At 67.9% G+C, this 22392-nt stretch carries 17 protein-coding genes; 5 read left to right on the top strand and 12 right to left on the bottom strand.

Annotation, left to right across the window (positions count from 1 at the left end; all coding sequences use genetic code 11):
- Positions 1 to 40: 40 nt before the first annotated feature.
- Positions 41 to 208, bottom strand: a complete 168-nt coding sequence (locus tag ACFPAH_RS00395; RefSeq protein WP_379738944.1) for a hypothetical protein — start codon at positions 206 to 208, stop codon at positions 41 to 43.
- 120 nt (positions 209 to 328) lie between these two features.
- On the opposite strand from ACFPAH_RS00395, the gene ACFPAH_RS00390 reads away from it, so the two are divergent.
- Entirely contained in the window at positions 329 to 841 is a 513-nt protein-coding gene (locus tag ACFPAH_RS00390) for a hypothetical protein (RefSeq protein ID WP_379738941.1), read from the top strand.
- 165 nt (positions 842 to 1006) lie between these two features.
- Here the strand turns inward: ACFPAH_RS00390 and ACFPAH_RS00385 are convergent, their stop codons facing one another.
- The 5 genes from ACFPAH_RS00385 to ACFPAH_RS00365 form a co-directional block, all read right to left on the bottom strand.
- Complete coding sequence (locus ACFPAH_RS00385) at positions 1007 to 3829, bottom strand: ATP-binding protein (protein WP_379738938.1); 2823 nt, start codon at positions 3827 to 3829, stop codon at positions 1007 to 1009.
- 18 nt (positions 3830 to 3847) lie between these two features.
- Positions 3848 to 4558 (bottom strand): hypothetical protein, encoded by a 711-nt coding sequence (locus ACFPAH_RS00380; protein WP_379738935.1) that lies wholly within the window; start codon positions 4556 to 4558, stop codon positions 3848 to 3850.
- The gene (locus tag ACFPAH_RS00375) at positions 4551 to 5921 is read right to left on the bottom strand and encodes a hypothetical protein (RefSeq protein ID WP_379738932.1); all 1371 of its coding nucleotides are present in this window, start codon (positions 5919 to 5921) and stop codon (positions 4551 to 4553) included. Before ACFPAH_RS00375 ends, ACFPAH_RS00380 begins: the two co-directional genes overlap by 8 nt.
- A gap of 257 nt (positions 5922 to 6178) precedes the next feature.
- The gene (locus tag ACFPAH_RS00370) at positions 6179 to 6934 is read right to left on the bottom strand and encodes a DUF3108 domain-containing protein (protein ID WP_379738929.1); all 756 of its coding nucleotides are present in this window, start codon (positions 6932 to 6934) and stop codon (positions 6179 to 6181) included.
- Positions 6935 to 6936: 2 nt separating this feature from the next.
- Positions 6937 to 8061, bottom strand: a complete 1125-nt coding sequence (locus tag ACFPAH_RS00365) for a DUF3108 domain-containing protein (RefSeq protein WP_379738926.1) — start codon at positions 8059 to 8061, stop codon at positions 6937 to 6939.
- 124 nt (positions 8062 to 8185) lie between these two features.
- On the opposite strand from ACFPAH_RS00365, the gene ACFPAH_RS00360 reads away from it, so the two are divergent.
- Positions 8186 to 8887, top strand: a complete 702-nt coding sequence (locus ACFPAH_RS00360; protein WP_379738923.1) for a PhaM family polyhydroxyalkanoate granule multifunctional regulatory protein — start codon at positions 8186 to 8188, stop codon at positions 8885 to 8887.
- Between the two features lie 142 nt (positions 8888 to 9029).
- Positions 9030 to 12308, top strand: coding sequence for a patatin-like phospholipase family protein (locus ACFPAH_RS00355; RefSeq protein WP_379738920.1), 3279 nt, complete (start codon positions 9030 to 9032; stop codon positions 12306 to 12308).
- An 8-nt stretch (positions 12309 to 12316) separates the two neighbouring features.
- Here the strand turns inward: ACFPAH_RS00355 and ACFPAH_RS00350 are convergent, their stop codons facing one another.
- The 4 genes from ACFPAH_RS00350 to ACFPAH_RS00335 form a co-directional block, all read right to left on the bottom strand.
- On the bottom strand, positions 12317 to 14041 hold the full coding sequence (locus ACFPAH_RS00350) for a tetratricopeptide repeat protein (protein ID WP_379738917.1): 1725 nt from the start codon (positions 14039 to 14041) through the stop codon (positions 12317 to 12319).
- A complete protein-coding gene (locus tag ACFPAH_RS00345; protein ID WP_379738913.1) occupies positions 14038 to 14748 on the bottom strand; it encodes a sensor histidine kinase in 711 nt (236 codons plus the stop codon). Before ACFPAH_RS00345 ends, ACFPAH_RS00350 begins: the two co-directional genes overlap by 4 nt.
- A gap of 92 nt (positions 14749 to 14840) precedes the next feature.
- Positions 14841 to 16505, bottom strand: a complete 1665-nt coding sequence (mnmC, locus tag ACFPAH_RS00340; protein ID WP_379738910.1) for an FAD-dependent 5-carboxymethylaminomethyl-2-thiouridine(34) oxidoreductase MnmC — start codon at positions 16503 to 16505, stop codon at positions 14841 to 14843.
- Positions 16502 to 17068 (bottom strand): DNA-3-methyladenine glycosylase I, encoded by a 567-nt coding sequence (locus ACFPAH_RS00335; protein ID WP_379738907.1) that lies wholly within the window; start codon positions 17066 to 17068, stop codon positions 16502 to 16504. Before ACFPAH_RS00335 ends, mnmC begins: the two co-directional genes overlap by 4 nt.
- A gap of 188 nt (positions 17069 to 17256) precedes the next feature.
- Here ACFPAH_RS00335 and ACFPAH_RS00330 point away from each other — a divergent pair, with 188 nt between their 5' ends.
- Positions 17257 to 17781: an FMN-binding negative transcriptional regulator gene (locus tag ACFPAH_RS00330; RefSeq protein ID WP_379738904.1), complete on the top strand. Its 525-nt coding sequence runs from the start codon at positions 17257 to 17259 to the stop codon at positions 17779 to 17781.
- Between the two features lie 194 nt (positions 17782 to 17975).
- Here ACFPAH_RS00330 and ACFPAH_RS00325 read toward each other — a convergent pair whose 3' ends face one another.
- On the bottom strand, positions 17976 to 18881 hold the full coding sequence (locus ACFPAH_RS00325; protein ID WP_379738901.1) for a DUF4142 domain-containing protein: 906 nt from the start codon (positions 18879 to 18881) through the stop codon (positions 17976 to 17978).
- Between the two features lie 310 nt (positions 18882 to 19191).
- Here ACFPAH_RS00325 and ACFPAH_RS00320 point away from each other — a divergent pair, with 310 nt between their 5' ends.
- Positions 19192 to 19470 carry a hypothetical protein gene (locus tag ACFPAH_RS00320; RefSeq protein ID WP_379738899.1) on the top strand — a complete coding sequence of 93 codons (279 nt, stop codon included), beginning with the start codon at positions 19192 to 19194 and terminating at the stop codon, positions 19468 to 19470.
- 152 nt (positions 19471 to 19622) lie between these two features.
- On the opposite strand, the gene ACFPAH_RS00315 is transcribed toward ACFPAH_RS00320, so the two are convergent.
- A complete protein-coding gene (locus ACFPAH_RS00315) occupies positions 19623 to 22049 on the bottom strand; it encodes an EAL and GGDEF domain-containing protein (RefSeq protein ID WP_379738896.1) in 2427 nt (808 codons plus the stop codon).
- Between the last annotated feature and the right edge of the window lie 343 nt (positions 22050 to 22392).

Genomic DNA, 22392 nt, shown 5'->3' with positions numbered 1-22392 from the left:
GCTCCGATTCAGGAGTATATTTACTCCCGAATCGGACCCTTCAATGCAGGCTCGGATTCGGATCCGGCACCGGATCCTCGTTTTGCGGAGTGTGCACCGGCGTGTGGTGCGGGTGCGGAGCATCGAACGGCTCGGGCAGGGGTTCCTCGATCGGGACGGGGTCCGGCGCCCGGTGGAAACGCACCGGCACGGGAATGGCTGGGATCATGGTCTGGCTCTCCTGAATCAAGTGAGTTAACACCTTAGCATGCCTGTTCCGGGGCCGACGCCCGCATGCCGCGGTCGATTACAATGCCCGCTTCGGCTCAACTACGCACCAGAACCGCCCATGAACATCACCACCCTCGCCCTGCTCGCCCTGACACCGATCCTCGTCTGGCGCATCTATTCGCGCCTGAAGACGCAGATGGCGCGCCAGCGCTCGATCCTGTCGCGCCACTACACGGGCGTGCTGGTGTTCGCCGCGATGATCCTGGTCTCGCTGTCGGAAGTCCTGGCGCGTCCCTACGAACTGGGGGCGCTGGCGGCGGGCACCGCGCTCGGCGTGTTCTGGGGCGTCTTCGCCCTGCGCCGCACGGTCTACGAGGATACCGAGGCCGGCTATTTCTTCACCCCGCCGATGCGGCTCGGCATCCTGGTGGCGATGATCCTCATCGCCCGCATCCTCTACATCGGCATCGAGATCTACGCCAACCAGGGCAGCGGCCTGCCCACCCCGCGCTTCACCGACAGCCCGCTGACCATGCTGTGCGTCGGGCTGACCGGCGCCTACTTCCTGGCCTATTCGGCCGGCCTGCTGCTGTGGCGGCGCCGGCTGCGCATGGCGATCGAGAAGGCGTAAGCTTCGTAGGGTGGACGGCTTTGCCGTCCACGCGTCCAACCGGCGCAAACTCAACCGCGCGGGTATGTCACACGTGGTTTGAACGCGTGGACGGGTAACCCGTCCACCCTACGGCTTTGCGTTACGAGGAAAATAAAAAAGGGGCCCATCGGGCCCCTTCTGTTCTTACGCGGCTTTCGCCTCTTCCTTCCGCCGTTGCAGCACGAAGATCGGCTGCGCCCACTGCGTGTCCTTCTTCTTCTTGCTCGTGATGAGCGTCAGTTCGGAAGGATCGTAGACGTCGGTGTTGTGCGTCAGCGGGGTCGTCATCAGGTACTGGGCGTCGGTGTTCTTCAGGAATTCGCCGACCAGCTGGATGTTGCGGATGTCGAGGTGGGCGAACGGTTCGTCGATGAAGACGAAGCCGCCCGAGCCTTCTTCCGACTTGAGCAGGCCGATCAGCAGGACCAGCGACTTCATCACCTGCTGGCCGCCCGAGGCTTCGCCGTCGTTCATCCCGATCTGGTCCTTGCCGTCGAACTTGAAACGCACGTGCAGGCCGGCTTGCGCCAGTTGCACGTCGTCGTTCTCGAGGCGCACCGGGTCGGCCTGGACGTCGATGCCGGCCAGCTCGCCGAGTTCCTTGATGTTCTTCGAATAGGTCTTGATCGTGTAGCGCAGGCGCTCGATGTAGGCGCCGCGGGCGTTGCCCGTCGCTTCGATCGCGCGGTTGTTCTGGTAGCGGCGTTCCTCGGTCTCGACCTGGCGGCCGGCAAGCTGGTCGTTCAGGCGCGCGTACTGGTCGATCACGGTGGCGTCGAGCTCCCAGTCGTCGCGCGCCAGCGCGTGTTCGAGCGAGGACAGGCGCAGGTTCACCTGGTGCGCGTTCTGGTGCTGGGCGACCAGCGCGGCGCGCCGCGCCGGGGCGCGCCAGCCCTGCGGGATATTGCGCCAGCCGCGCCGCAGTTCGAGCAGCGCCTTGGCATGTTCGCTGCGCTGTTCGATCTGGCGGCGGTGGTTCAGGCGCAGGCCCGCTTCCGCTTCCGACAGCGCCATGCGCGCGTTCTGCCAGACGGTGTCGGCGCGGGTGCGCGCCACCGTCGCGTTCTTCGTCAGGGTCTGCAGTTCGCCCAGGCGCGCGCCGACCTCCAGGCGTTCCGCACGCAGTGGCGCCATGTTGCGCGCCGCTTCCTCGAACTCGGCCTGGCGCGCGGCCAGTTCCTTGGCCGCGTCGACGCCGGCGATGCGCGCCTTCAGGCCGCCGACTTCGGCGGCCAGTTTGCTGATCGTGAGCGTGAGCGCGTCCTCTTTCGCCTCGAGTGCCGGCAGCGACTTCTGGATCGCCTCCAGGCGCTGGGTCTTGCCGGCGGCGCCGAAGCGGTAGCGCGACGGCTCGACGTACAGCGAGCGCCCGCCGCGGCGTTCGCGGTGGTAGGCATCCGGCGTGATCCACTCCTCGACGCCCGATTTGAAGCCGGCGTCGACCGAGTCGACGCGGTCGATGCGCGCCAGCTGGTCGATCAGCCAGCCCGGCGCCGGGGCCGAGAAATTCACCACCGACAGCAGGCTGTCGTCCTTCATTTTCGGCGCTTCGATGCAGTCCGGGACGATGAAGTGGCGGTAACGCTCCTTCTCGGCCAGGCGATACGCCGCCGGCGCATCTTTCGCGCGCTCGAGCAGCACGACCGAAGCGTAACCGCCCAGCACGCCCTCCACTGCCCCCTGCCATTTCGGGTCCGTCACTTCGACGATATCCGACAGCATCGCGTGCGCAATGCCCTCGTCGCGCAGCGCGCGGCGCATCTGGCGCTGGGCTTCCGGCTCCGGCATCGCGCTCTTGCCCTGCAGCGCCGAGATGGTCGCCATCTCGCCGGCGATTTTCGCGGCGATGGCTTCGCGCGCGGCGCGCTGGCGCGCCAGCTCGGCTTCCTTTTCCTCGAGCTGGCTGGCCACTTCGGCCATGTCGGCGCCGGCCTCCGCGGCCAGCTTGTGCAGGCGTTCCTTCTGCTCGAGCAGGTTCTCGATCGGCTTGATGCGGCTGTTAATCGACGTCAGGCGGCTCGCCAGCGCCGTGCCCTCCTGCTCCAGCAGGGTTTCCTGCTGCTGGGCTTCGGTCAGCGCGCGCTGCTGGGCCGCGAGCGCCTGGCGTTTCTCGGTGAGGATGCTGTCGACCTGCGCCATCGGCTTGCGCTGTTCGTGCAGGTTGCGGCTGATGGCCGCGGCCTTTTCGCGCGCCTCGTGGTACTCCAGGCTGGGCAGCACTTCTTCCTTCAGGTCGCGCCGCTCCTTGTGCAGGTCTTCCCACTGGTGGAAGTTGGCCACGCGCAGGCGCAGGCCCTCGAGGTTGATGCGCGAGCTCTCCAGCTCCGCCTCGAAGCGTTTCAGCTCGGTCTCGGTGTCGCGCTGGTGGCGCTTGGCTTCGTCGTAGGCGTCCAGCACTTCCTTGTCGCCGAAGACCTGGAACACCAGGTCCAGCAGCTGGCGCGGCGCGTATTCGCACAGTTTATCGGTCTCGCCCTGCTCCAGGGCGAGCACCTTCGACATTGCCGGCGACAGGCCGGCAGAGGCCAGCCGCTTGCGGTAGTTTTCGACGCCGAGCCAGTCGGTCGCTTCGGTGACTTCCTCGATGTCGACGTTCCCCGGGCGCATCAGGTACTGGCGCTTCCAGTCGCCGCCGTTCTTCTGCACCTGGCAAAACAGCGTGACTTCGTCGTCGCTGAAGAAGCCCGAGTGGCGGAACGGCCGGTTCGAGAGCTGGCGCCCGACCGGCTTGTTGTCGACCACGGCGCGGATCCAGGCGCTTTGCTGGCCCGAGTGGCGCGCATAGTGTTTATAGGTGCGGCCCATCGAGCAATCGAGGCCGAACAGCGTGCGCATCGCGTCGAGCAGGGTCGTCTTGCCGGAGCCGTTCTGGCCGGCGATCGTGATGATCTTGGCGTCGAGCGGGATGTTCTTGATCCGCTGCCAATAATCCCAGTGGACCAGTTCGAGTGATTTAATGTGGAACATGGTGTCTCAGTTCGTGGCTCAGGTGGGAGAGTCGGTGGTCTCGACGGCGTCGGCGTCGTTGGCGGCGTCGCCATTGGGCGAACTGCGGCGCGGCACCGCGGCCAGCGGCGCGCGCTTGAACACGTCGGACAGGGCGCCATTGATGATGCGTTCCTTGAGCACGTCGGTGTCCATCATCAGGTCGAGCAGCGGCCCTTCCAGGATCACGTCGCCGCGCCGCTCGATGAAGCCGAGTTTGGAGAGCACGCCGAGGTTCATGTCCATGCGCGTCTTCTTGCCCAGCTTGTCGCCGAAGTCCGACAGCAGCGCCGTGTACGAAATGCCGATCGAGGTGTCTTCGGCGCGCGGGATCGGATTGTCCTTGTCGAACAGGTCGTTCTGGTCGTCCGCCACCGTGACGTGGGTTTCCTGGCGCTCGCGCTTGGGCAGGATGATCTGCGCCCACAGCACCACCAGCAGCGCCACGCCGTCGCGCGTGAGGCCGAAATTATTGTTCTGCCAGATGTCCTTCGCGCCGAAGATCTTCGGCTCGACATTGCGGTGCAGGGCGATCGTCACGTGGTCGGCATACACGTTGTCGAGCAATTTGAGGCCGGCGTCGAGCAGGCGCTTGTCGACTTCGATGCGGAACTGCTCGTCCGACAGCGCGCGCTTGACCATCTTGTCGTCGCGGCGCAGCGTCTGGTGGGTGAGCAGGCGCGCGATCAGGATTTGTGCATCGTCATTCATTGGGCGTGCCGTTTTCGAGATCTAGAGAGAGGGTTGCAAAAGACATGGCGGCCACTTCCGGATCGTCGAGCTGGACCATGTCGTCGGTCGGCTCGAACTTGATCGGCAGCCGCGCCAGTTCGGCGGTCGCGCCCTGCAGGCTCGCCTCCGAGGCGTCGCCCAGCAGCGGCAGCAGCGAGGCGCGGTAGGAAGCCAGCGCAAAGCCGGCCGGCAGCAGCGACTCGTGCAGCTGCACCTTGCGCGGCCCGGTTTCCGAAAATTCGGGGAAGTTGCCGAGGTTGGCGAAGTCGGCCAGCTTGTTGATCCAGTCGTTCAGTTCCGCCTGCATCGCCGGGTTGTCGTTGAGGGTGAGCGGCGCGTCTTCACCGGACGGCAGCCCCTTGGGGCCGGCCACGATGGCGCGCTCGGCGAGCAGTTCGGTTTCGGCGACGTCGATCATCTCGGCCGGCGTGCCGAACAGCGGCACCACCGGGCGGTCGATCGCGTTCTCGGCCAGGCTGGCGAGGTCGTCGTGGGCCAGCAGCCAGCGCTTGACGTCGGTCGTCGACAGGCCCGACTGGCCCAGGTGCACGCGCTGGCGCTCGATTTGATTCAAGGCGCGCGAGAACATGCCCTGCATATTCAGCAAGGCGCTTTGCGCGCGGCCGATCGCCTGCGCCGCCTTGTGGGTGGCCGAGTCCGCCCGTTCGTCGGAGGTGATCGCGCGCAGGATGACGGAGCCCTTCTCGACCCAGTCGCAGGCCATGTGCCACTTCGCCTGCGAATTGCGCAGCTTGAATTCGGAACCGGAGGCGATCGCGTCGCGGAATTCCTCGGTCAGCTCGACCAGGCGCCCCAGCAGGTGCTTCAGTTGCTCGACCGTGACGCCGCCGACCGCCTGGGCGCCGGCCACCTGCGACAGCAGGTAGCCCATCTCGGCATCGTCGTCCTCGGGCTTGCCGAGCACCAGCAGGGCCTCGAGCGCGGAGAGCACGTTGCGCGCCAGCGGCGTGATGCGATACACGGCGCCCGGCCCGTCCCAGGCCAGCAGGCCGTGGGTACGCAGGCGGTTGAGTACCGTTTCCAGGCTCTCGGGCAACAGGTAGGCCAGCTTGGTGTTGATGTCGGCGCGCGAGAAGGCCGGGCTGGAAGTGTCGGCCGCCAGCTCGCGCAGCACCAGCAGGCGCACCAGGACACCGTCCTGGGTGCCGTGGAACAGCGCCGTGAACGCGGACAGCATCGGCTGCGCGCGCTTGAGGTGGAAGACCTGCTCGATTTCGTCCGGTGCGACGCCTTGCTGGAAATGCGCGGCGAGCGGATCGTCTTCGAGCGCCGTGCCATGGGGTTCCGCGGCGAGGGCCGCGCCTGCCTGTATGTCGATCATGTGGGATACCAGTTTGCGAGCGCGGAATGTGAGAGCTTGTTGCAAGCCTGCTTTTCCGCGGGGGCGCCAGTATAACAGTTAAGATCGAGCAACTAGGAGTCGAAAGCGGCCCAGCCGGTGTTGCTTGGCGTGAATGACACATTCGACGTTTATCGAATGCAAACGGATGGCGGCGCTATTTCCATGAGGCAAACGACGCGTATCGACGCGTGGACTCGGGAGTCCGCCCTAGGACCGCGACGTTTGCAATCCGAAATTTACTTGCGCGTAATCTTCGTCACCGTCTGCTCGATCGTCTCGCGCTCGTCGTCGCGGAACCGCAGCTTGACCGGATACCATTCCTGGCCCGGCGCCAGCCAGACGTCGACGCCTTCGCTCTTGCCGCCGGCGCGCGGCTCGCGCGTCACCAGCAAGGTGTCGAGTTCGCCCATGGCGGTGCGGATCGTTTCGCGCTTGACCACGCGGAAGGTCCAGGGTTCGACGTCGCGCCGGCCGGCGACGACGAAGGTCCACTCGCTGCCCGGCTTGAAACGGGCCTCGCCGGCCGCGCGCGCGACCGAGGCCAGCTGCCAGGTCACCGAAGCACGGTCCTGCTCGCCGCCCTTGAGGGGCACCGGCGCCGCCCCTTCCGGCAGGGTGATCGTTTTCGCCTTGCGGTCGAAAGTGGTCGTGGTGGCGTCCTTGCGGTAGCGCTTTTCATGGTACTCGGCTGGGGCCAGGCCGTAGCTGTCGACCGTGCCCTGGCTGCGGTATTCGGTGAGCTTGCCGATCAGCGGCACGCGCGCCTCGACGTTGACGTCGTATTTGCCGTCGCCGGCACGCCAGGCGATGGTCGCCTCGCCCTTCAGGCCGAAGCCGCGCTGCTGGGCGGCCAGCTCGTAGACCAGGTCGGCCGAGGGCGGCATCTCGACCGCGCGCCTGGGCGCGGCGGCGGCGGGTGCGGCGGCCTGCGCGGCCACGCCCAGCGCCACCAGGGCGGCCAGGGCGCCGGTCCTCAAAAGTTGGGTTCGCATTATCATTTTCCTGTATCGGTAAGGGCTATATTATTCACCGTTTGCGTGGTTACTGCACCGCTGGCCTCCGTACTGCGAATCTGCACCGGATACCAGCCGCGCGCCGGTGCCAGCCAGATGTCCAGGCGGGTGCGGTAGGAGCCCTCTTTCGGGGGGCGCGACAGGTGCACGGTCTGCAGCCTGCCCAGTTTGGTGTCGATCTCTTCCTGCCCGACCACGACGAAGCGGTACACGGTGGCATCGCGCTCTTCCCCGACCTGGATGTCGATGTCGCCGGTGAGCTGGGCCGGATCGCCGCGCGCAATGGCCGTCAACTGCAGGGGCACGCTGGCCTTGTCCTGGGCGCCGGCCACCAGCTCGGCCGTCTTTTGCGAGGCCGAGAACGTGATTTTCTTGTTTTCCCAATCAAAATGGGTCGCGGTCAAGGCCCGGCCGCGGCGCTTCTCCGTCATCTTCACGGGGACGTAACCGCTGGCGGCCAGCCGTCCCTCGCTGGTCAGCACGAGCAGGTTAACGCGGGTAAACACGATGCGGATGCCGGCCTCGAACGACATCCGGTAGCTGTCGCCGCCCTGCTGCCAGGACAATTGCGCCTCGCCGCTCCATTGGGTGCCGTCGGCGTCGGTGCGGGCAAGGTCCATCGTTATCGCGCTCGGCGGCGGCAGGCTGGCCTTGAAGCTGCGCCCGGGCACCGGCGGCGGCGCTTCCGGTGCCGGCGGCTCGGCCGGGGCCGGGCCGGCCGCAACTGCGGGGGAAGCTGCGGCAGGCGCCGCGGCAGCGGCCGCCGCGGCTTCGCCGACGCCGCCGCTACCGGATGCGGCCGCCGGGCCGACGGCGTCTTGCGCCAGCACCGGCGCCGGCAGCTCGGGCAGTTCGGCCTTCACGTCCGGCAGCGGCGGAGGCGGCAAGGGAATGGGCGGCGGCACCGGCTCGGGCGGCGCCAGCTCGCGCGCGGGCTCGGGCAGCAGCTCGGTCTGCACGAAACTGGCGGCATGCAGCCCGCCAGGCAGGCGCGGCAGGCCGACATTGCTTCCGACCAGGAAGAACAGTGCGGCGTGCAGGAGGACGATCAGTGCGCCCAGCACCACGGCCCGGCGCTGTCGGCGGAAGACAGAAACAATACCCATGGCCCTAGTGTACCCGCCCACGAGAGCGCTTGCTGCCCGGCAGGCCTGCGTTGGGCTTTTGTACGCATGTTATTTATCTGATACGCTGGATACCCACCTGGAACGCCAACTTACGGAGACCAACATGCTCAAACCTCCCTCGCAGAATGTACCCGGCATGACGGATACGCTCGAGTTCGTGAAGAAACTGTGGGGCGGCATGGGCGTGCCCGGCGCCGGCATGCCCGGCATCGGCGCACCCCAGACCTCCCTCGAGGATCTCGACAAGCGCATCACCGACCTGAAAACCGTCGAAAGCTGGCTCAACCTGAACCTGTCGATGCTGCGCAGCTCGATCCAGGCGCTCGAAGTGCAGCGCGGTACCATCGCCGCCTTGAAAACGATGACCGACAGCATGACCCAGGCGATGGGCAAGGTCGGCGACCAAACCGCTTCGCTGCCGCCGTTCGCGGCCTTCTTCGCGCCCGGCGGGATGCCGCAGCCGGGTACCGGGGCCGCCGCCTCCGGTGCCGCTGCGGGCGCGCCCGCGGAGGGGCCTGCCGCTGCGCCCGGCGGCGACGGCGCGGCCCCGGAGGCGGCGATGGCCCCTGCCCTTGCCTGGTGGAACCTGTTACAGGATCAGTTTCGCCAGGCGGTAGCGAGCGCCGTGCCGGCCGACGGCGCGGGCGCCGGGTCGGCACCGTCCGCCAGCGCCGCGCCCGCTCCAGCCGACGACGGCGCCGGCAAGGCGGCGCGCGCCGCTGCGCCGGTGGCCGGCGGCGCCGCCGGCGGCACGCCAGGCACCAGTTCGCCGAAACCGCCACGCTCGAAATCCGACAAAGCCTGATCTTTTGACAGGATTTTCGTCCTGTCCTGCCCGTCATTTGATTTGACGGGCATCACATCCGTCCTGGTCGTGCTGAACTCTGTGCTGAGCTTGATAGCACGGCCCGGGCATCCCGGCTGCCGCGTTCCTGTTGGAGGCCGGCATGTCCACCATCGATTGTTCCACCATCAATTTTGCGGCCCTGAGCGCCGAGCAGGTCGCCGACGTGCGGCGCAAGCTCGAGAGCGCGGGCTGCCCGGTGCCGCCGCAGGCGCACCGGCTCGAGGAACTGGCCGGCGCCATTGCCGCCTTTCGCAAGGCGCAAGGGCTGGCCGCGACCGGTCCCCTGGACAGCACCACCTGGCACCGCCTGAACGCGACCAGCGGCACGGTGTTCGGCGAAGTGTTCCAGAACGAACTCGACCTGCTGCGCCCTGCCGCGGGCGGCGCCGGCTCCCCGGACGACGTGCGGCCGGCGGCCACCTGCGCCCTGCTGGGGCGCGCCCATGAAGCCGGGCTGGCCGGACTGGCCCTGTCCGGCGGCGGCGTGCGCAGCGCCACCTTCAACCTCGGCGCCCTGCAGGCGCTGGCCGAAGCGCGCCTGCTGCGCGATATCGACTACCTGTCGACCGTCTCCGGCGGCGGCTTCATCGGCGGCTGGCTGTCGAAATGCATCCGCGAGCGGCGCGGCGACGTGCGCGCGGTCGAGGCCCTGCTGACGCCCGGGGTGGCCGGCCAGGCTGTCGCCGCCGAGCCCGTCGAGATCCAGTTCCTGCGCCAGTACAGCAATTATCTGTCGCCAAAAAGCGGCACCTTCAGCGCCGACACCTGGACCCTGATCGGCACCTATGTGCGCAACACCTGCCTGAACCTGGCGATGCTCGTCGCCTGGCTGTGCGCCCTGCTGATCCTGCCGCGCTTCGCGGTCTGGGCCGTCAATCGGGTGATTGGACCGGGCGGCGCCTGGGCGCGCTGGTCGGACGCCATCTGGCTGCTGGGGACCGGCCTGTTCCTGGTCGCCGTGTTCTGCATCGCGCTGAGCATTTCCAGCAAACCGGAACATTCGCGCGGCGTGCGCCGCTTCCCGCTGCAACAGGGCGCGGTGAACCTCTGCATCAACCTGCCGCTGCTGCTGGCGGGATTCTTGGTCAGCATCGGCCTGTGGCGCCACGGCGGCGCGGTGCCGCCCATCTGGGAAGTCGGGCTGCCGGCCCGTTTCGACGGCTGGGGCGCGGCCTGGCTGCTGGTGCCGGGCATGGTGTATTTCATCGTCTGGGCCAGCGGCTGGTACCTGGCGCACGACCGCATCAGTCCCTACCGCGCCGCCGGCTACGTCATCTGCTGCGCCGGCTGGGCCGCGGTCGCCGGCATGTCGCTGGCGGCGGCGCTCGAATTCGCGCCCGGCGCGCTGGCCCACTTCATGGCGGTCGGCATCGCCCAACTGCTGGCCTGGTGGATCTGCCCGACGGCGGTCGCGGTGCTGCTCGCCTGGGCCCTGATCCTGGCGCTTGAGCAGCGCCTGCGCCGCCACCGCCCGAATCCCGACATTTCGCGCGCCGAACTGCTCGAAGGCGCCGGCCACTTCCTGTGCGCGATCGGCGCGCTGGCCGCCGGCACCCTGCTGCTGCTGGCGGGCCTGGCGCTGCTGCCCAATCCCCAGGCACACCCGATCCTGAACAATGCCATTGCGCTGGGCACCTTCGGCATGCCGCTGATGATGACCCTGTTTTCGGTGACGATGACGCTGATGATCGGCCTGATCGGCTCGCTGTACAGCGACGCCAGCCGCGAATGGTGGAGCCGCCAGGGCGCCTGGTCCTCGATCTTTTCGCTGGTCTGGCTGATCATGTTCGGGGTCGCCTTCTTTTGCGCGCCGCTCTTGCACTGGGCCTGGCTGACCTATGATCCGATCGCCAACGCCGGCACCGCGCTCGGCTGGCTGGTGATGACCTGGATCGGCTTGAAAGCCGGCAGCGGCAGCGCCACCGGCTCGCGCGACAAGAACTGCGCCAAGCGCGAGATCGCGGCCCGCCTCGCCCCCTACTTCTTTACGATCGGCATCTTCGCGATGCTGTCGAGCCTGGTGCAGGCGGTCGTCGCCGCCCCCAGCATCCACTGCCCTTCGCCGGTGTCGCTGCCCTGCGTCTATGCGGCGCACGCCAACGCCACCCTGGCCACCGACGGCCACACGCTGGTCGTGGCCTTCGGCTGCTTCCTGGGCGCGGCGCTGCTGCTCGGCTGGCGCGTCGACATCAACAAGTTTTCGCTCTACATGCTGTACCGCAACCGCCTGGTACGCGCCTATTTCGGCGCCAGCAGCGCCCGGCGCCAGCCGCATCCGTTTACCGGTTTCGATCCGGCCGACGATCCGCAACTGGCCGACTTCGCCAACCAGCGCCCCTACCACATCGTCAACACGGCGCTGAACCTGGTCAGCGGCGAGGAGCTGGCCTGGCAGACGAGAAAGGCGGCCTCGTTCGCCTTTACGCCGCGCTTTTGCGGCTTCGAGATGCCGGTGATGCCGGCGCAAGGCGCGGGCGGCGGCCTGCGCGACGCCCAGCGCGGCATCTACCGCCCGACCCGCGACTACGCGTCGCGCTCGGGCACCGGCGACGACGACACCAAGGTCGGCCTCGGGATGGCGGTGGCGCTGTCGGGCGCGGCGGCCAGCCCGAACATGGGCACCCACTCCTCGCCGCCGCTGAACTTCCTGATGACGATGTTTAACGTGCGCCTCGGGCGCTGGTGCCCGAACCCGAGAAAGAGCGCCTGGACCCACTCCTCGCCCGGCATCGGCCTGTTCAGCCTGATCGCCGAATTGTTCGGCATGACCAATGCCGATGCCAATTACGTCTACCTGTCCGACGGCGGCCATTTCGAAAACCTCGGCATCTATGAACTGGTGCGCCGGCGCTGCCGCCTGATCGTCGCGGTCGATGTCGCCAGCGACAAGGCGATGGCCTTCGAAGACCTCGGCAACGCGATCCGCAAGTGCGCGACCGACCTCCACGTGAGCATCGAGATCGATGTGTCGAAAATGGACCTCGTGCCGGGCACCAGCCTGTGCGGCGCCAGCTGCGCGGTGGGCACCATCCGCTACAGCCACGTCGACGCCGCGGGGCAGGACGGCACGCTGCTCTACATCAAGCCGGCCATCATCGGCTCGGAAAACGCGGACGTGCTCAACTACCGCAAGGCCAATCCCGCCTACCCGCACCAGAGCACGGCCGACCAGTGGTTCGACGAGGCGCAATTCGAGAGCTACCGCGCGCTCGGCTACCACATCGTCAAGGCGGCGCTGGGCGCGGCGGCGGCGGCCTCGGCCCGGCCCGGCGGCGGGCACGACATCGGCAAGCTGTGCGAGCAGTTGCGGCGCCAGCACGGGCTGGCGCCGGCGCCGCGGCCGGCGTGCGAGCCGGATGTGCGCGGGCGGTACCGGTAACGCGTCGGTCACGCGGTCGTATCGACCTCGGGCTCCTCGGGCTTGGGCGTCAGCGCCGTCAATTGCTCCATCAACTGCGCAAAGCGCTGCTGGCCCGGCTGCAGGCGGTCGACGTGGGCCAGCACGGCGTGGGCCTCGGCGGCCAGCGTTTCGTCGTAGCCCTGCTCGCGCATGGCCGATACCAGCACTTGGGCCGCGTTGAACAGGATGCGCTGGTTGTTCGGCAGCTTTGCGCGGGCGCCGCGCATCCAGGCCACGGCTTGCGCCAGCTTGCCGGTCTTCCAGAGCAGGACGCCCTGGTTCATCAGGTCCGCGGCTTCCTTCCTCGACGCCCGGATCAGGTCGGCGCCCTCTTCCATCATGCGCGCCTTTTCGAAGATCGCCTGCACCTCGTCGAGCAGCACCGGGTTGTCGTGGTTGTTGCGGGCCACGTAGCACAGCAGCTCCACGGGCGCGTCCTTGACGCCGACCGCGAACAGCAGCGTGGCCATCTCGAGGCAGGTGGGCACGTCGGGCCGCTCCTCCTGCGCGGCCAGCAGGGCTTCCAGTTCGTCGCCCGCCTTGCGCGCGCGCCGGTAGTCGCCGCTCTCGTGGTAGACCAGACCTTCGGTAATCTTCGCGCGCAGTGTGATGTTTTGATGCGTGTTTTGATGCGTGTTCTGATGCGTGCCGGGGTGCTGGTCGGGAGCCACTTCACCAAACTCGCGCTGCGCCGCCGCCAGCAGCGCCAGCGCTTCCTTCGGCTCGTTCTTCAGGCCGCAGACGCGCGCCAGGCCAAAATGGGCGTCGGGCGTGCGCCGCACCGAGTATTCGCCGATCGCGATGCACTTGCGAAAAGCCTTCTCGGCCATGCCGACATTGCCCAGTTTTAAACAGATCTGCCCCAGGCTGTTCTGGCGCGGCACCGAGTTGGGCGACAGTCTGGCGGCGCGCTCGAGCACCGAGCAGGCTTCGTCGAGCTTGCCCATGCCCTGCCAGGCCAGCGCCAGGCCGTCGTAGGCCTCGATGTAGTAACGGTTCTCGGCGATCACGCCCTGGAACATCTGGCGCGCCTGCTCGAATTCGCCATTGGCCAGGCGGATCCTGGCCAGCCCGGCGCGCGCCCACTGGTACTCGCGCTGGGCCAGCACGCGCTCGTAGGCTTCGCGCGCCCGCTCCGGCTCGCCGCTCTTTTCCATCAGGCGCGCCTTCATGCGCAGCAGTTCGACTTCGTGCAGGGCGCTGGCCGCGATCTGCTCGTCGCACAGGCGCGCCGCGCGCAAATAATCCTTTTCGGCATAGGCCTGGTCGATCGGGCGAAACACCTGCTTGCGGTGCCAGGCGCGGTTCAGGCGCGTGAGCAGCACGCCTTCGGTGATCGGTTTCACCAGGTAGGCGTCGGGCTGGTGCTCGGCCGCGCCCATCACCGATTCGACGCTTTTTTCGGCCGAGACCATCATCCAGACGCTCGAGGGCAGCAGCAGGTTGCGCACGCGCGCCTCTTCCAGCACCTGCTGGCCGTTCTTGCCTTCTCCCAGGTTGAAGTCGCACAGCACCACGTCGTAGCGGGTGCGCGCCAGCAAGGCGGCCGCTTCTCCGCCGCTGGCGGCCTGGTCGATGTTGCGCGCGCCCAGGCTGCGCAGGCTTTCCTTGAGCAGCTGGCGCACGCCGACGAAGTCGTCCACCACCAGGTAGTGCATGCCGGCCCAGTCGACCGGCTCGGCCGTGACGGCCGGCAGTCCGGGAGCGTTCATGGCAGGCCCAGGATGAAGCAGCCGCCGCCCAGCGCGCCGCCGTTTTCCAGGCGCACGCTGCCCTCGGCGCCGCGGTGGCGGTGCATGCGCGCGACTTCGCGCGAGAAGTACAGGCCGAGGCCGGCGCTGTTGGTCACGAAATTGACGCCGCCGGCGCCGGCATCGATCTCCATGTTCAGCAAGGACGGCGGATAGCCCATGCCATTGTCCTCGACGCGGATTTCGAGCAGCTCGCCCTGGCGCCGCAGCGACAGGCGGATGCGGTCGCGCGTGTAGTGGACGGCGTTGTTGATGGCGTGCGAGACCACGCCGACGACGAGGTCTTCGTCCAGGTGCCAGACCAGGTCCGGCTCGACGTCGAGCTCGAGCGCAATGCCGCGCGCCTCCAGCAGCACCCGGCCCAGGGCCACGATGTGCGCCGCCAGCTCGCCGCTGTCGACCGGCTGCACGTCGAACGGATAAGCGGGCGTGCCGACCTGCTTGTACAGGGCCAGCAGCTGCATCAGGCTGTCGTTCAGGCGGCGCGTCTGGTACAGCATCTGCGCCATCTGGTCGAAATGCGGCGGCGGCTCCGGCCGGGCCTGGGCCGCAGCGTCTCCCAGCATCCGCTCCAGGGTGCCGGAGAGGACGCTGATCGAGTTTTTCATGTCGTGGGCGGTCGAGGCCAGGAACATCAGCAGTTCGGGCGCGTGCCGGGTGTCGTCCATGCGACGGCGCCCTCCATTGGCGCAAAAAGTTGCCGTGTGTTAATTATACGCAGATCGCGGCGGATACACGCCCTGCGCCCGCACAGGCGCCGTTATTCATGCGCTACGGGTCCGGGAGCGCGGCTGGTGCGGCGTGCACGCAACACAAAGCGGGCCGGATCGAGCGCGTCGGCCAGGTTGACTTCCAGCGGCAGCGGTTCGTTTTCCAGGCGCGCGGCGAGCAGTTCGGCGCACAGCGGCGCCCAGATCAGCCCGCGCGACGCGTAACCGAGCAGGCCGTATAGCCCCGGATGGCGCGGGACCTCGCGCAGGCGCTCGGTGCCGCCGGCGGCGTCGACATCGGGTAGTGCGCCGACCAGCGGCAGCCGGTCCGGCGCCACGCTGCGAAAACCGACGCGTCCCGCCAGCGGCGCGCCCGCCGCTGCCGCCGGATCCGACACCAGGGCGCGCAGCCGCTCGATGTTTTCCTGCTGGCTGGCCGGGCGTAACGCGGGATCGGCGTCGAGGTCGTAGGTGGCGCCGGCGCAGGCGAGGCCGCCGGCCGCCGGGGTCAGGTAGGCCTCGCGGCACAGCACGAAGGGCAGATCCGGCAGCGTGGCCGCCTCGAGGTGGGTGACCTGCCCGCGCAGGGCCGCCAGCGGCAGCTGCGCGGCCTGGGCCAGCCGGGTCGATCCGGCGCCGCCGGCCAGCACCACGGTCGCGGCGCGGGCCAGCACGCTGCCGTCCTCGGTTCGGACTTCCCACTCGCCGCCCTGGCGCGCCAGGCTGACGCTGCCCACGCCAAACCGGGTCGCCAGGCGCGTGCCGCAGGCGGCGAGCATCGCTGCGCAGACGCTGGCGGGACGCGCCCAGCCGCCCTGGCGGAACAGCCAGGCGCCATCCGGCGCCGGCAGGCCGAGCAGTTGCGCGGCCTGCGGCGACTCGAGCCACTCGGCGAACGCCGGCGGGTACTGCCCGCCCGCCGCGATCGCGCGCGAAGCTTGGGCGTGGCCGGCGTCGCGCGCCAGCTGCATCACGCCGCAGGCCGCGCCTTCGATCGCCCCGCCGATACCGCCCAGGGTTTCCCAGTAGCGCAGCGCATACAGGTAAGCGGCGCGCGTGAGCCGGGTCGGGATGTTGTCGTCTTTCGACAGCAGCGGCATGAAGATGCCGGCCAGGTTGCCCGAAGCCTCGCGCGCGGGGCCGGCATGGCGTTCGACCAGGGTCACCCGCCAGCCGCGCGCGCACAGGCGCTCGGCCGCGGCGCAGCCGGCCAGCCCGGCGCCGATCACGACGGCGTGGCGCGGCGGCACCGGTGCCAGCGGCAGGCGCGGCTTGCGGCTGGCGAAGCGTGCGCTGCCCTCGCCAGACTCGAACACGAAACCCTGGGCCGCCAGGGCGGCAAGCTGGTCGGCGTCGAGCGCGTCGTACGCGAGGCGCGCGTCGCCGGCCGCCAGGCGCGCCAGGCCCCGGGCAAAGCCCGTGCCCTGCCCTTGCAGGGCGCGCAGGCAGGCGAAATCGATGCGGCCCGCGAGCTGGGCCAGGGCGGGCTCGAGCGGCGCGGCCAGCAGGTCGAGCGTGATGCCCGGGTCGTCTTGCGGAATGCGGTGAAAGCCGGGCAGCAGGCCGCCGGCGAGCGCCACGATGTGCAGGCGCGCCGGCCGCAGCGGATCGCGCCGCCAGGCGTCGATCAGCGCAGCAATGTGAGTGCCGCTGCCGTAGTGCGTGTCGAACACCGTGTAGCGTTCGCGGCCCTGCCAGAAACGTGCCGAATTCACGCCGCGCCCGGGTGCCGGAAACAGCGCGGATCGTGGTCGTTGACCATGCCGATGCCTTGCATGTAGGCGTAGACGATGGTCGAGCCGACGAATTTGAAACCGCGCCGGCCCAGGTCCTTCGAGATGCGGTCCGATAGCGCGGTCTTCGTCGGGCGCGCGCCGTCCGGCCAGTCCATGACGATCGGGCTGCCGCCGACATAGGCCCACAGCCAGGCGTCCAGCGTCAGTCCTTCGGCGCGCAGCGCCAGGTAGGCGCGCGCGTTGCTGATGGCCGCCGCCACTTTCAGGCGGTTGCGCACGATGCCGGGGTTGGCCAGCAGCTCGGCGACCTTCGCATCGTCGTAGCGGGCGATGCGCTCGGCGTCCCAGCCGTCGAAGGCGGCGCGGTAGCTGTCGCGCTTGTTGAGGATGGTTTCCCAGGACAGGCCGGCCTGCGCGCCCTCGAGGTTGAGCATTTCGAACAGGCGAGTCTCGTCATGGCAGGGCACGCCCCACTCGTGGTCATGGTAGTCGAGGTAGCGGGGATTGGCCGGATTGGCCCAGCTGCAGCGTGGGGTCGTCATGGGCGCAAAGTATAAGCCACTGTGCGCCATGCGGTAGCGGCGCCGGTCTGCAACATGACGGTTTCCACAACGGAATTTGTGCCGTACGATAGCGCATCGTGAACAGGAGGCGGCATGGCGCAGGCAGGGCAAGGCATGGGCTGGGAAGCAGATGGAAGCAAGGGCATGGCCGCCGGGGGAGCGCGCTGATGTATATCCCGGCATCGACCCGCGAAACGCGGCCCGCCATGCTGCACGCGCTGATGGCGGCGCATCCGCTGGGCACGCTCGTCTCGCACGCTGCGCACGGCCTGGACGCCGACCACATCCCCTTCGAGATTGCGCCGGGCGAGGGCCCGCTGGGCGTGCTGCGGGCCCACGTCGCGCGCGCCAATCCGCTCTGGCGCAACGATGGCGGCGCCGTGATGGTGGTCTTTCGCAGCGCGGACGCCTATGTGCCGCCCTCGGCCAGCATGCGCCACCCCGGCGACACCCGCGTGGTGCCGACCTGGAACTACAGCGTGGTGCATGCCCACGGGCGGCTGCGCACGGTGGACGACCCCGACTGGATCATGGCCCTGCTGCGGCGCCAGAGCGCCCTGCACGAAGCGGCCGAGCCGCATCCCTGGTCGCCGGACGACGCGCCGCCGGACTACATCGACCGCTTGCGCAAGGCGATCGTCGGCATCGAGATCGTCATCGAGCGGCTCGACGGGAAGAACAAGCAGGGTTGAGCGTAGGGTGGAGCGGGCGGCGGACCGCTCCTGACTCCACGCGGAACGATGCGTCAACGCGGCGCATGCTTCACGCGTGGAGTCGGGGCAACGCGGCGCACGCTTCACGCGTGGAGTCGGGGACTCCACCCTACGTAAACGGGTAAAGCGCGCGGGACGGTTTCCCATCCCGCGCGCCCGTCTGGCCTTGCGGCTTATTTACCCGAGGTCGTGCCCGACTTGGCCGTCGCCATCTGCTGGGCCGATTTCAGGTGCTGCTCGACGACCGGCATCATCTTCGTTGCCAGCGCTTTCACGTCGGAGTCCTTGGCAGCCTTTTCGTCCTTCTTCAACATGGCGTGTGCTTCCTTGTGCGAAGCAACGCCGCCCACCTTCATGTATTCGCGGTCGAACTTCTCGCCGCTCAGCTTGGACAGCCGGGTCGACATCGCCTTGTGCTTGCTGTCGAGTTCGGTTGGCAGGGTGACACCCTTGGCCTGGGCCACGGTCTGCACTTCGGTCAGGCCCTTGGTGTGGTCGTCGATCATCTGCTGGGCATAGGTCTTGACTTCCGGATTCTGGCTCTTGCTCTGTGCCAGCTTGCCCATTTCGATCTCGGCCATGTTCACCATCGCCATGTCCATGATGCGCTTGCTGTCGGCCTTGCTCATGGCCGAGCTGCCGGCGGCGGTCGCGCCGGCAGTGCCGGACTGGCCCGAGGTCTGGCTCGACATGCCGGTGGCGCCCGTGCCAGTGCTGCCGCTCATGCCGGCGCTGCCGGCGGTGCTGCCGCTGTGGCCGGCCATGCCGCTATGGCCTGCCGTGCCGCTGTGGCCCGCCGTGCCGCTGTGGCCGGCGCTGCCGGAGGTGGTGCTCTGCCCGGCGGTGCTGGAGCCGACCTGGCCGCTGCGGTCTTCCATGCCCTGGCTGCTGGTGTTGTTGACGGTGCCGTCGCGGGCGGTCTTGCCGGTCATGTTGGCCGTGCCCTGGTCGGTCTGCTTTTGCAGGTCGGCCGCGCTTTGGGTGGAGCTGGTGGTTTGTGCCTGGACGCCAAAGGCGCTGAACATGGCGGCTGCTGCCGATACGGCGAGCAGTCCTTTCAAAGCTTTGTTTTTTTGCATGATGCTCTCCTGGGGTTGGGGAAGGAGCCGGCACCACGTCTCCGATGCGCCGCTCCTGTTCACATTGACATCGGCAATCTCTGCGCGCCGCCGCCTGCTTGCAGCGAGGCCGGCGCCGCGCAATCTCGAGCCAAGCCGGAGTCTATCGCCGCGTTCAGGAACCTAGCGCGCGGTAGCCTTTTGGCAATATCGATGAGGGAACGGGCACGCCGGCGAGGGCTGTACCGCTGCGCTGGCGTGCGCCCGGGAGCGGGGAATCGGCGTAGCTTGGGCGATGCGGGTGAACACCCGCTTCGGCAGGAGAGCCATCATGATCGAACCGCAACCGGGCACCGCGTTCCGTGGCCTGCCCTTGAGCATTCAACAGGAACGCGAAATCACCCATTTCATCGAGGCCCGCCGGCGCGCCGGCCTGGCTTGGGATACCCCCGAGCTGGATGCCCTGATCCACGACATGCTCGACCCGCCTGAACGGGACGACGAATCGCGCTTCGAACTCGACGACAGCACCACGGCCGAGCGCTTCACCGCCGTCCACGAGGAACCGGTCGACGACGGGCACGAACGCGACCTCGGCGGCGCGCCCTGAGAGCAGGCCGGCCGCGCCCAGGTTCAGCAGGCTTGGTGCGCCTAACAAAACCTGCAGGGCAAGGGATGCGGCCACCCGACGCGGCGTCGAAGACAGTACGCGTGTACGGCGAGACGCCGCAACGCAGCCATGGAGGTTTTGTTAGGCGCTCTTTAGGGAGCGACGCAGGCCAGCCCGCCGGCGCCGTTGGCCAGCAGCGCGCGCAGCTCGTCCAGCGGCATCGGCCGCGCAAAATAATAGCCTTGCGCCTCGTCGCAGGCGGCCGAGCGCAGGAACTCGACCACCTCGAGCGTCTCCACGCCTTCCGCCACCACCGACATCTTCAACGCATGGGCCATGTCGACGAAGGCCTTGACGAAATCGAAGGCGCTGATGCGCTCGTCGTGCTGCAGCACGAACGAGCGGTCGAGCTTGAGCACGTCGATCGGGAAGCTGCGCAGGTAGGCCAGGCCGGAATAACCGGTACCGAAATCGTCGACCGCCAGCTTCACCCCGAGCGCATGCAGTTCGCGCAGCATGCCGGCGGTGCGCCCGATGTCGTCGATCAGCGCGCTTTCCGTCAATTCGAGTTCGAGGCAGGCCGGCGGGATGCCAGTCTCCGCCAACACTTGTCTGACCTCGCCAACAAATGTTTGATGCGCCAGCTGGCGCGCCGAGACGTTGACCGAGACGCAGATCGTCCGTCCCAGCTCGTCCATCAGGCGACGCGTCTGCAGGCAGGCTTCGCGCAGCACCCAGCGCCCGATCTGGACGATCAGGCCGGTTTCCTCGGCAATCGGGATGAACTGCTGCGGCGACACGCGGCCGCGCTCCGGATGGTTCCAGCGGATCAGCGCCTCCATGCCCAGCACCGACATGTCGCCCAGGGCGATGCGCGGCTGGTAGTGCAGTTCGAATTCGCCGCGCGCCAGGGCCGGGCGCAGCGAGGTTTCCAGCGCCATCCGTTCGCGCGTGGCGACCGCCATTTCCGGTTCAAAAAAGCGGTAGCGGTTGCGTCCCGCCGCCTTGGCCCGGTACATGGCGGTATCTGCCGCCTGGAACAATTGTTCCTTGTTGGGTGCGTCCGAGGGGAACAGGCTGATGCCGATCGAGGCGCCGATGATCACGTCCTGGCCGGCGATGCTGATCGGCGCGGTGAGCACTTCGAGCAGCTTTTCGCTGATGCGCGCGGCTGCGGCGCGGCCGCTCGCGCAATGGGCGGCGATCACGAATTCGTCGCCGCCCAGGCGGGCGATGACGTCGCTCGGCCGGATCACCCGGCGCAGGCGCGCCGCGACCTCGCACAGGAGGACGTCGCCGAATTCGTGGCCGAACGAATCGTTGACTTCCTTGAAGCGGTCGAGATCGAGGAAGAGCATGGCCACCGTCGCGCCGCGCGGGCAGGCATCGACCATGTGCTGCACCCGCTCGCCCAGCAGCGCCCGGTTCGGCAGGCCGGTGAGCGTATCGTGGGTGGCCAGCGCGCGCAGCCGCTCGTGGACTTCCTCGCGCTCGGTCACGTCGCGGATGATGGCCTGGAAGAACTCCCTGCCGCCATCCTCGAAGCACGAGATGTGGACGTCGGCCGGGAAGGTGCTGCCGTCCTTCCTCCGTTTTTCGACCCGCAGCAGCCGGGTCTGGCCCTCGCCCAGTTCCTGCGCGACCTCGGCGTCGCCCGCAGGGTCGCAGCTGATGTCGGACACGCCCAGGCCGCGGAACTCTTCTTCCGTATAGCCGAAGCTGCTGCAGGCGCGGCCGTTGGCGGCGACGATGCGCAGTTCGCGGTCGGCGATGACGATGCTGTCGGCGGCGTGCTGGAACAGGTTGCGGAAGCGCTGCTCGCTCTTGCGCAGCGCCTGCTCGGCCTCGTATTTGAAAGTGATGTCGTGGAAATACACCGAGAGCCCGTCCGCGCTCGGGTAGGCGCGCGCCTCGACCCACACGCCGGACGGTTCCCAGAACGTCTCGAACGAGCAGGCGACGCCGCTTGCCATGGCCTCGACATAAAAACCGAGCGAGTCGGAATGGCGCAGGTCGGGCGCCACCTCGAGCAGGGGTTTGCCGATGCTGGCGGCCAGGTCGACGTTGACGAACGCGGCTGCCTTGCGGTTGGCATAAGTGACCCGCCACTCGCGGTCGACCGCGAAAAAGGCGTCGCCGATGCTCTCCAACATGACCTGCAATTGCTGCTGCGAGCGGCGCAACTCCTCGCGCGCCAGGTGCTGCGCGGTCACGTCGCGCGCCGTCGCATAGGTCACCTGGTTGAGGGCGCACCAGCGCATCGATGCCGACATCACGACCCGGCTGCCGTCCTTGCGTATCCAGCGATGTTCGAGGCCGCTACGGGTCGCTACCCCGCCGCGCAGCTCGTCCCGCAGGACGCGAAATTTTTCGCGCTCGCCCTCGGCCAGCAGCTCGCTGTATTTGCGTCCGACCAATTCCTCGGGCAGGTAGCCGAGGATCGCGGTCACCGCGTTGTTTACGCGCAGGAAACGGCCTTCGGCATCGACCAGGGCAATCAGGTCGAGCGAATTTTCGATCAAAGCAGTATTTTCTTCGGCCAGCCTTGCCAGGCGTGCCGCATCGGTGATGTCGTTCAATGGGGTGCTCGTTTCTGCGTCGCCGGCGGATGGGAATCTCCATCAGGATGAATGCGGCAGGCGCAGCAAGCAGGATGGCAAAGCAATAACGCGGCGAAAGATAATTTTCCGAAAGGAAATTCTAGTTCGAATTATCGGCTGAAGACTACTTTTAACGCGACGTTTCGACAGAATTCGGTGCCAAGTGTGTTGGCAACGATACAGGCGACGACGTAGACTCCGCATTCAGACAGCATTACCGAGAGAGACAGCACGTGCAAACCGAGAGGCGAAGCGTTGAGCGACCAAAGGTCGTTCTTCCCGTCATTACGCGGGAAAGCGTACGCGAACTGGTCGAAAAGGA

The organism is Massilia sp. GCM10023247 (genome assembly GCF_042653325.1).
Lineage (GTDB): Bacteria > Pseudomonadota > Gammaproteobacteria > Burkholderiales > Burkholderiaceae_D > Telluria.
The sequence above is the reverse complement of the archived record's forward strand: the minus strand, read 5'-3'. Positions and strand labels throughout refer to the sequence as shown.

Excerpts from the sequence above, each read along its gene's own strand:
- ACFPAH_RS00385 (WP_379738938.1), bottom strand. The coding sequence starts at position 3,829 with ATGTTCCACATTAAATCACTCGAACTGGTCCACTGGGATTATTGGCAG.
- ACFPAH_RS00370 (WP_379738929.1), bottom strand. The coding sequence starts at position 6,934 with ATGCGAACCCAACTTTTGAGGACCGGCGCCCTGGCCGCCCTGGTGGCG.
- ACFPAH_RS00360 (WP_379738923.1), top strand. The coding sequence starts at position 8,186 with ATGCTCAAACCTCCCTCGCAGAATGTACCCGGCATGACGGATACGCTC.
- ACFPAH_RS00395 (WP_379738944.1), bottom strand. The coding sequence starts at position 208 with ATGATCCCAGCCATTCCCGTGCCGGTGCGTTTCCACCGGGCGCCGGAC.
- ACFPAH_RS00325 (WP_379738901.1), bottom strand. The coding sequence starts at position 18,881 with ATGCAAAAAAACAAAGCTTTGAAAGGACTGCTCGCCGTATCGGCAGCA.
- ACFPAH_RS00345 (WP_379738913.1), bottom strand. The coding sequence starts at position 14,748 with ATGGACGACACCCGGCACGCGCCCGAACTGCTGATGTTCCTGGCCTCG.
- ACFPAH_RS00375 (WP_379738932.1), bottom strand. The coding sequence starts at position 5,921 with ATGATCGACATACAGGCAGGCGCGGCCCTCGCCGCGGAACCCCATGGC.
- ACFPAH_RS00365 (WP_379738926.1), bottom strand. The coding sequence starts at position 8,061 with ATGGGTATTGTTTCTGTCTTCCGCCGACAGCGCCGGGCCGTGGTGCTG.
- ACFPAH_RS00320 (WP_379738899.1), top strand. The coding sequence starts at position 19,192 with ATGATCGAACCGCAACCGGGCACCGCGTTCCGTGGCCTGCCCTTGAGC.
- ACFPAH_RS00380 (WP_379738935.1), bottom strand. The coding sequence starts at position 4,558 with ATGAATGACGATGCACAAATCCTGATCGCGCGCCTGCTCACCCACCAG.
- ACFPAH_RS00330 (WP_379738904.1), top strand. The coding sequence starts at position 17,257 with ATGTATATCCCGGCATCGACCCGCGAAACGCGGCCCGCCATGCTGCAC.
- ACFPAH_RS00335 (WP_379738907.1), bottom strand. The coding sequence starts at position 17,068 with ATGACGACCCCACGCTGCAGCTGGGCCAATCCGGCCAATCCCCGCTAC.
- ACFPAH_RS00390 (WP_379738941.1), top strand. The coding sequence starts at position 329 with ATGAACATCACCACCCTCGCCCTGCTCGCCCTGACACCGATCCTCGTC.
- ACFPAH_RS00355 (WP_379738920.1), top strand. The coding sequence starts at position 9,030 with ATGTCCACCATCGATTGTTCCACCATCAATTTTGCGGCCCTGAGCGCC.
- ACFPAH_RS00350 (WP_379738917.1), bottom strand. The coding sequence starts at position 14,041 with ATGAACGCTCCCGGACTGCCGGCCGTCACGGCCGAGCCGGTCGACTGG.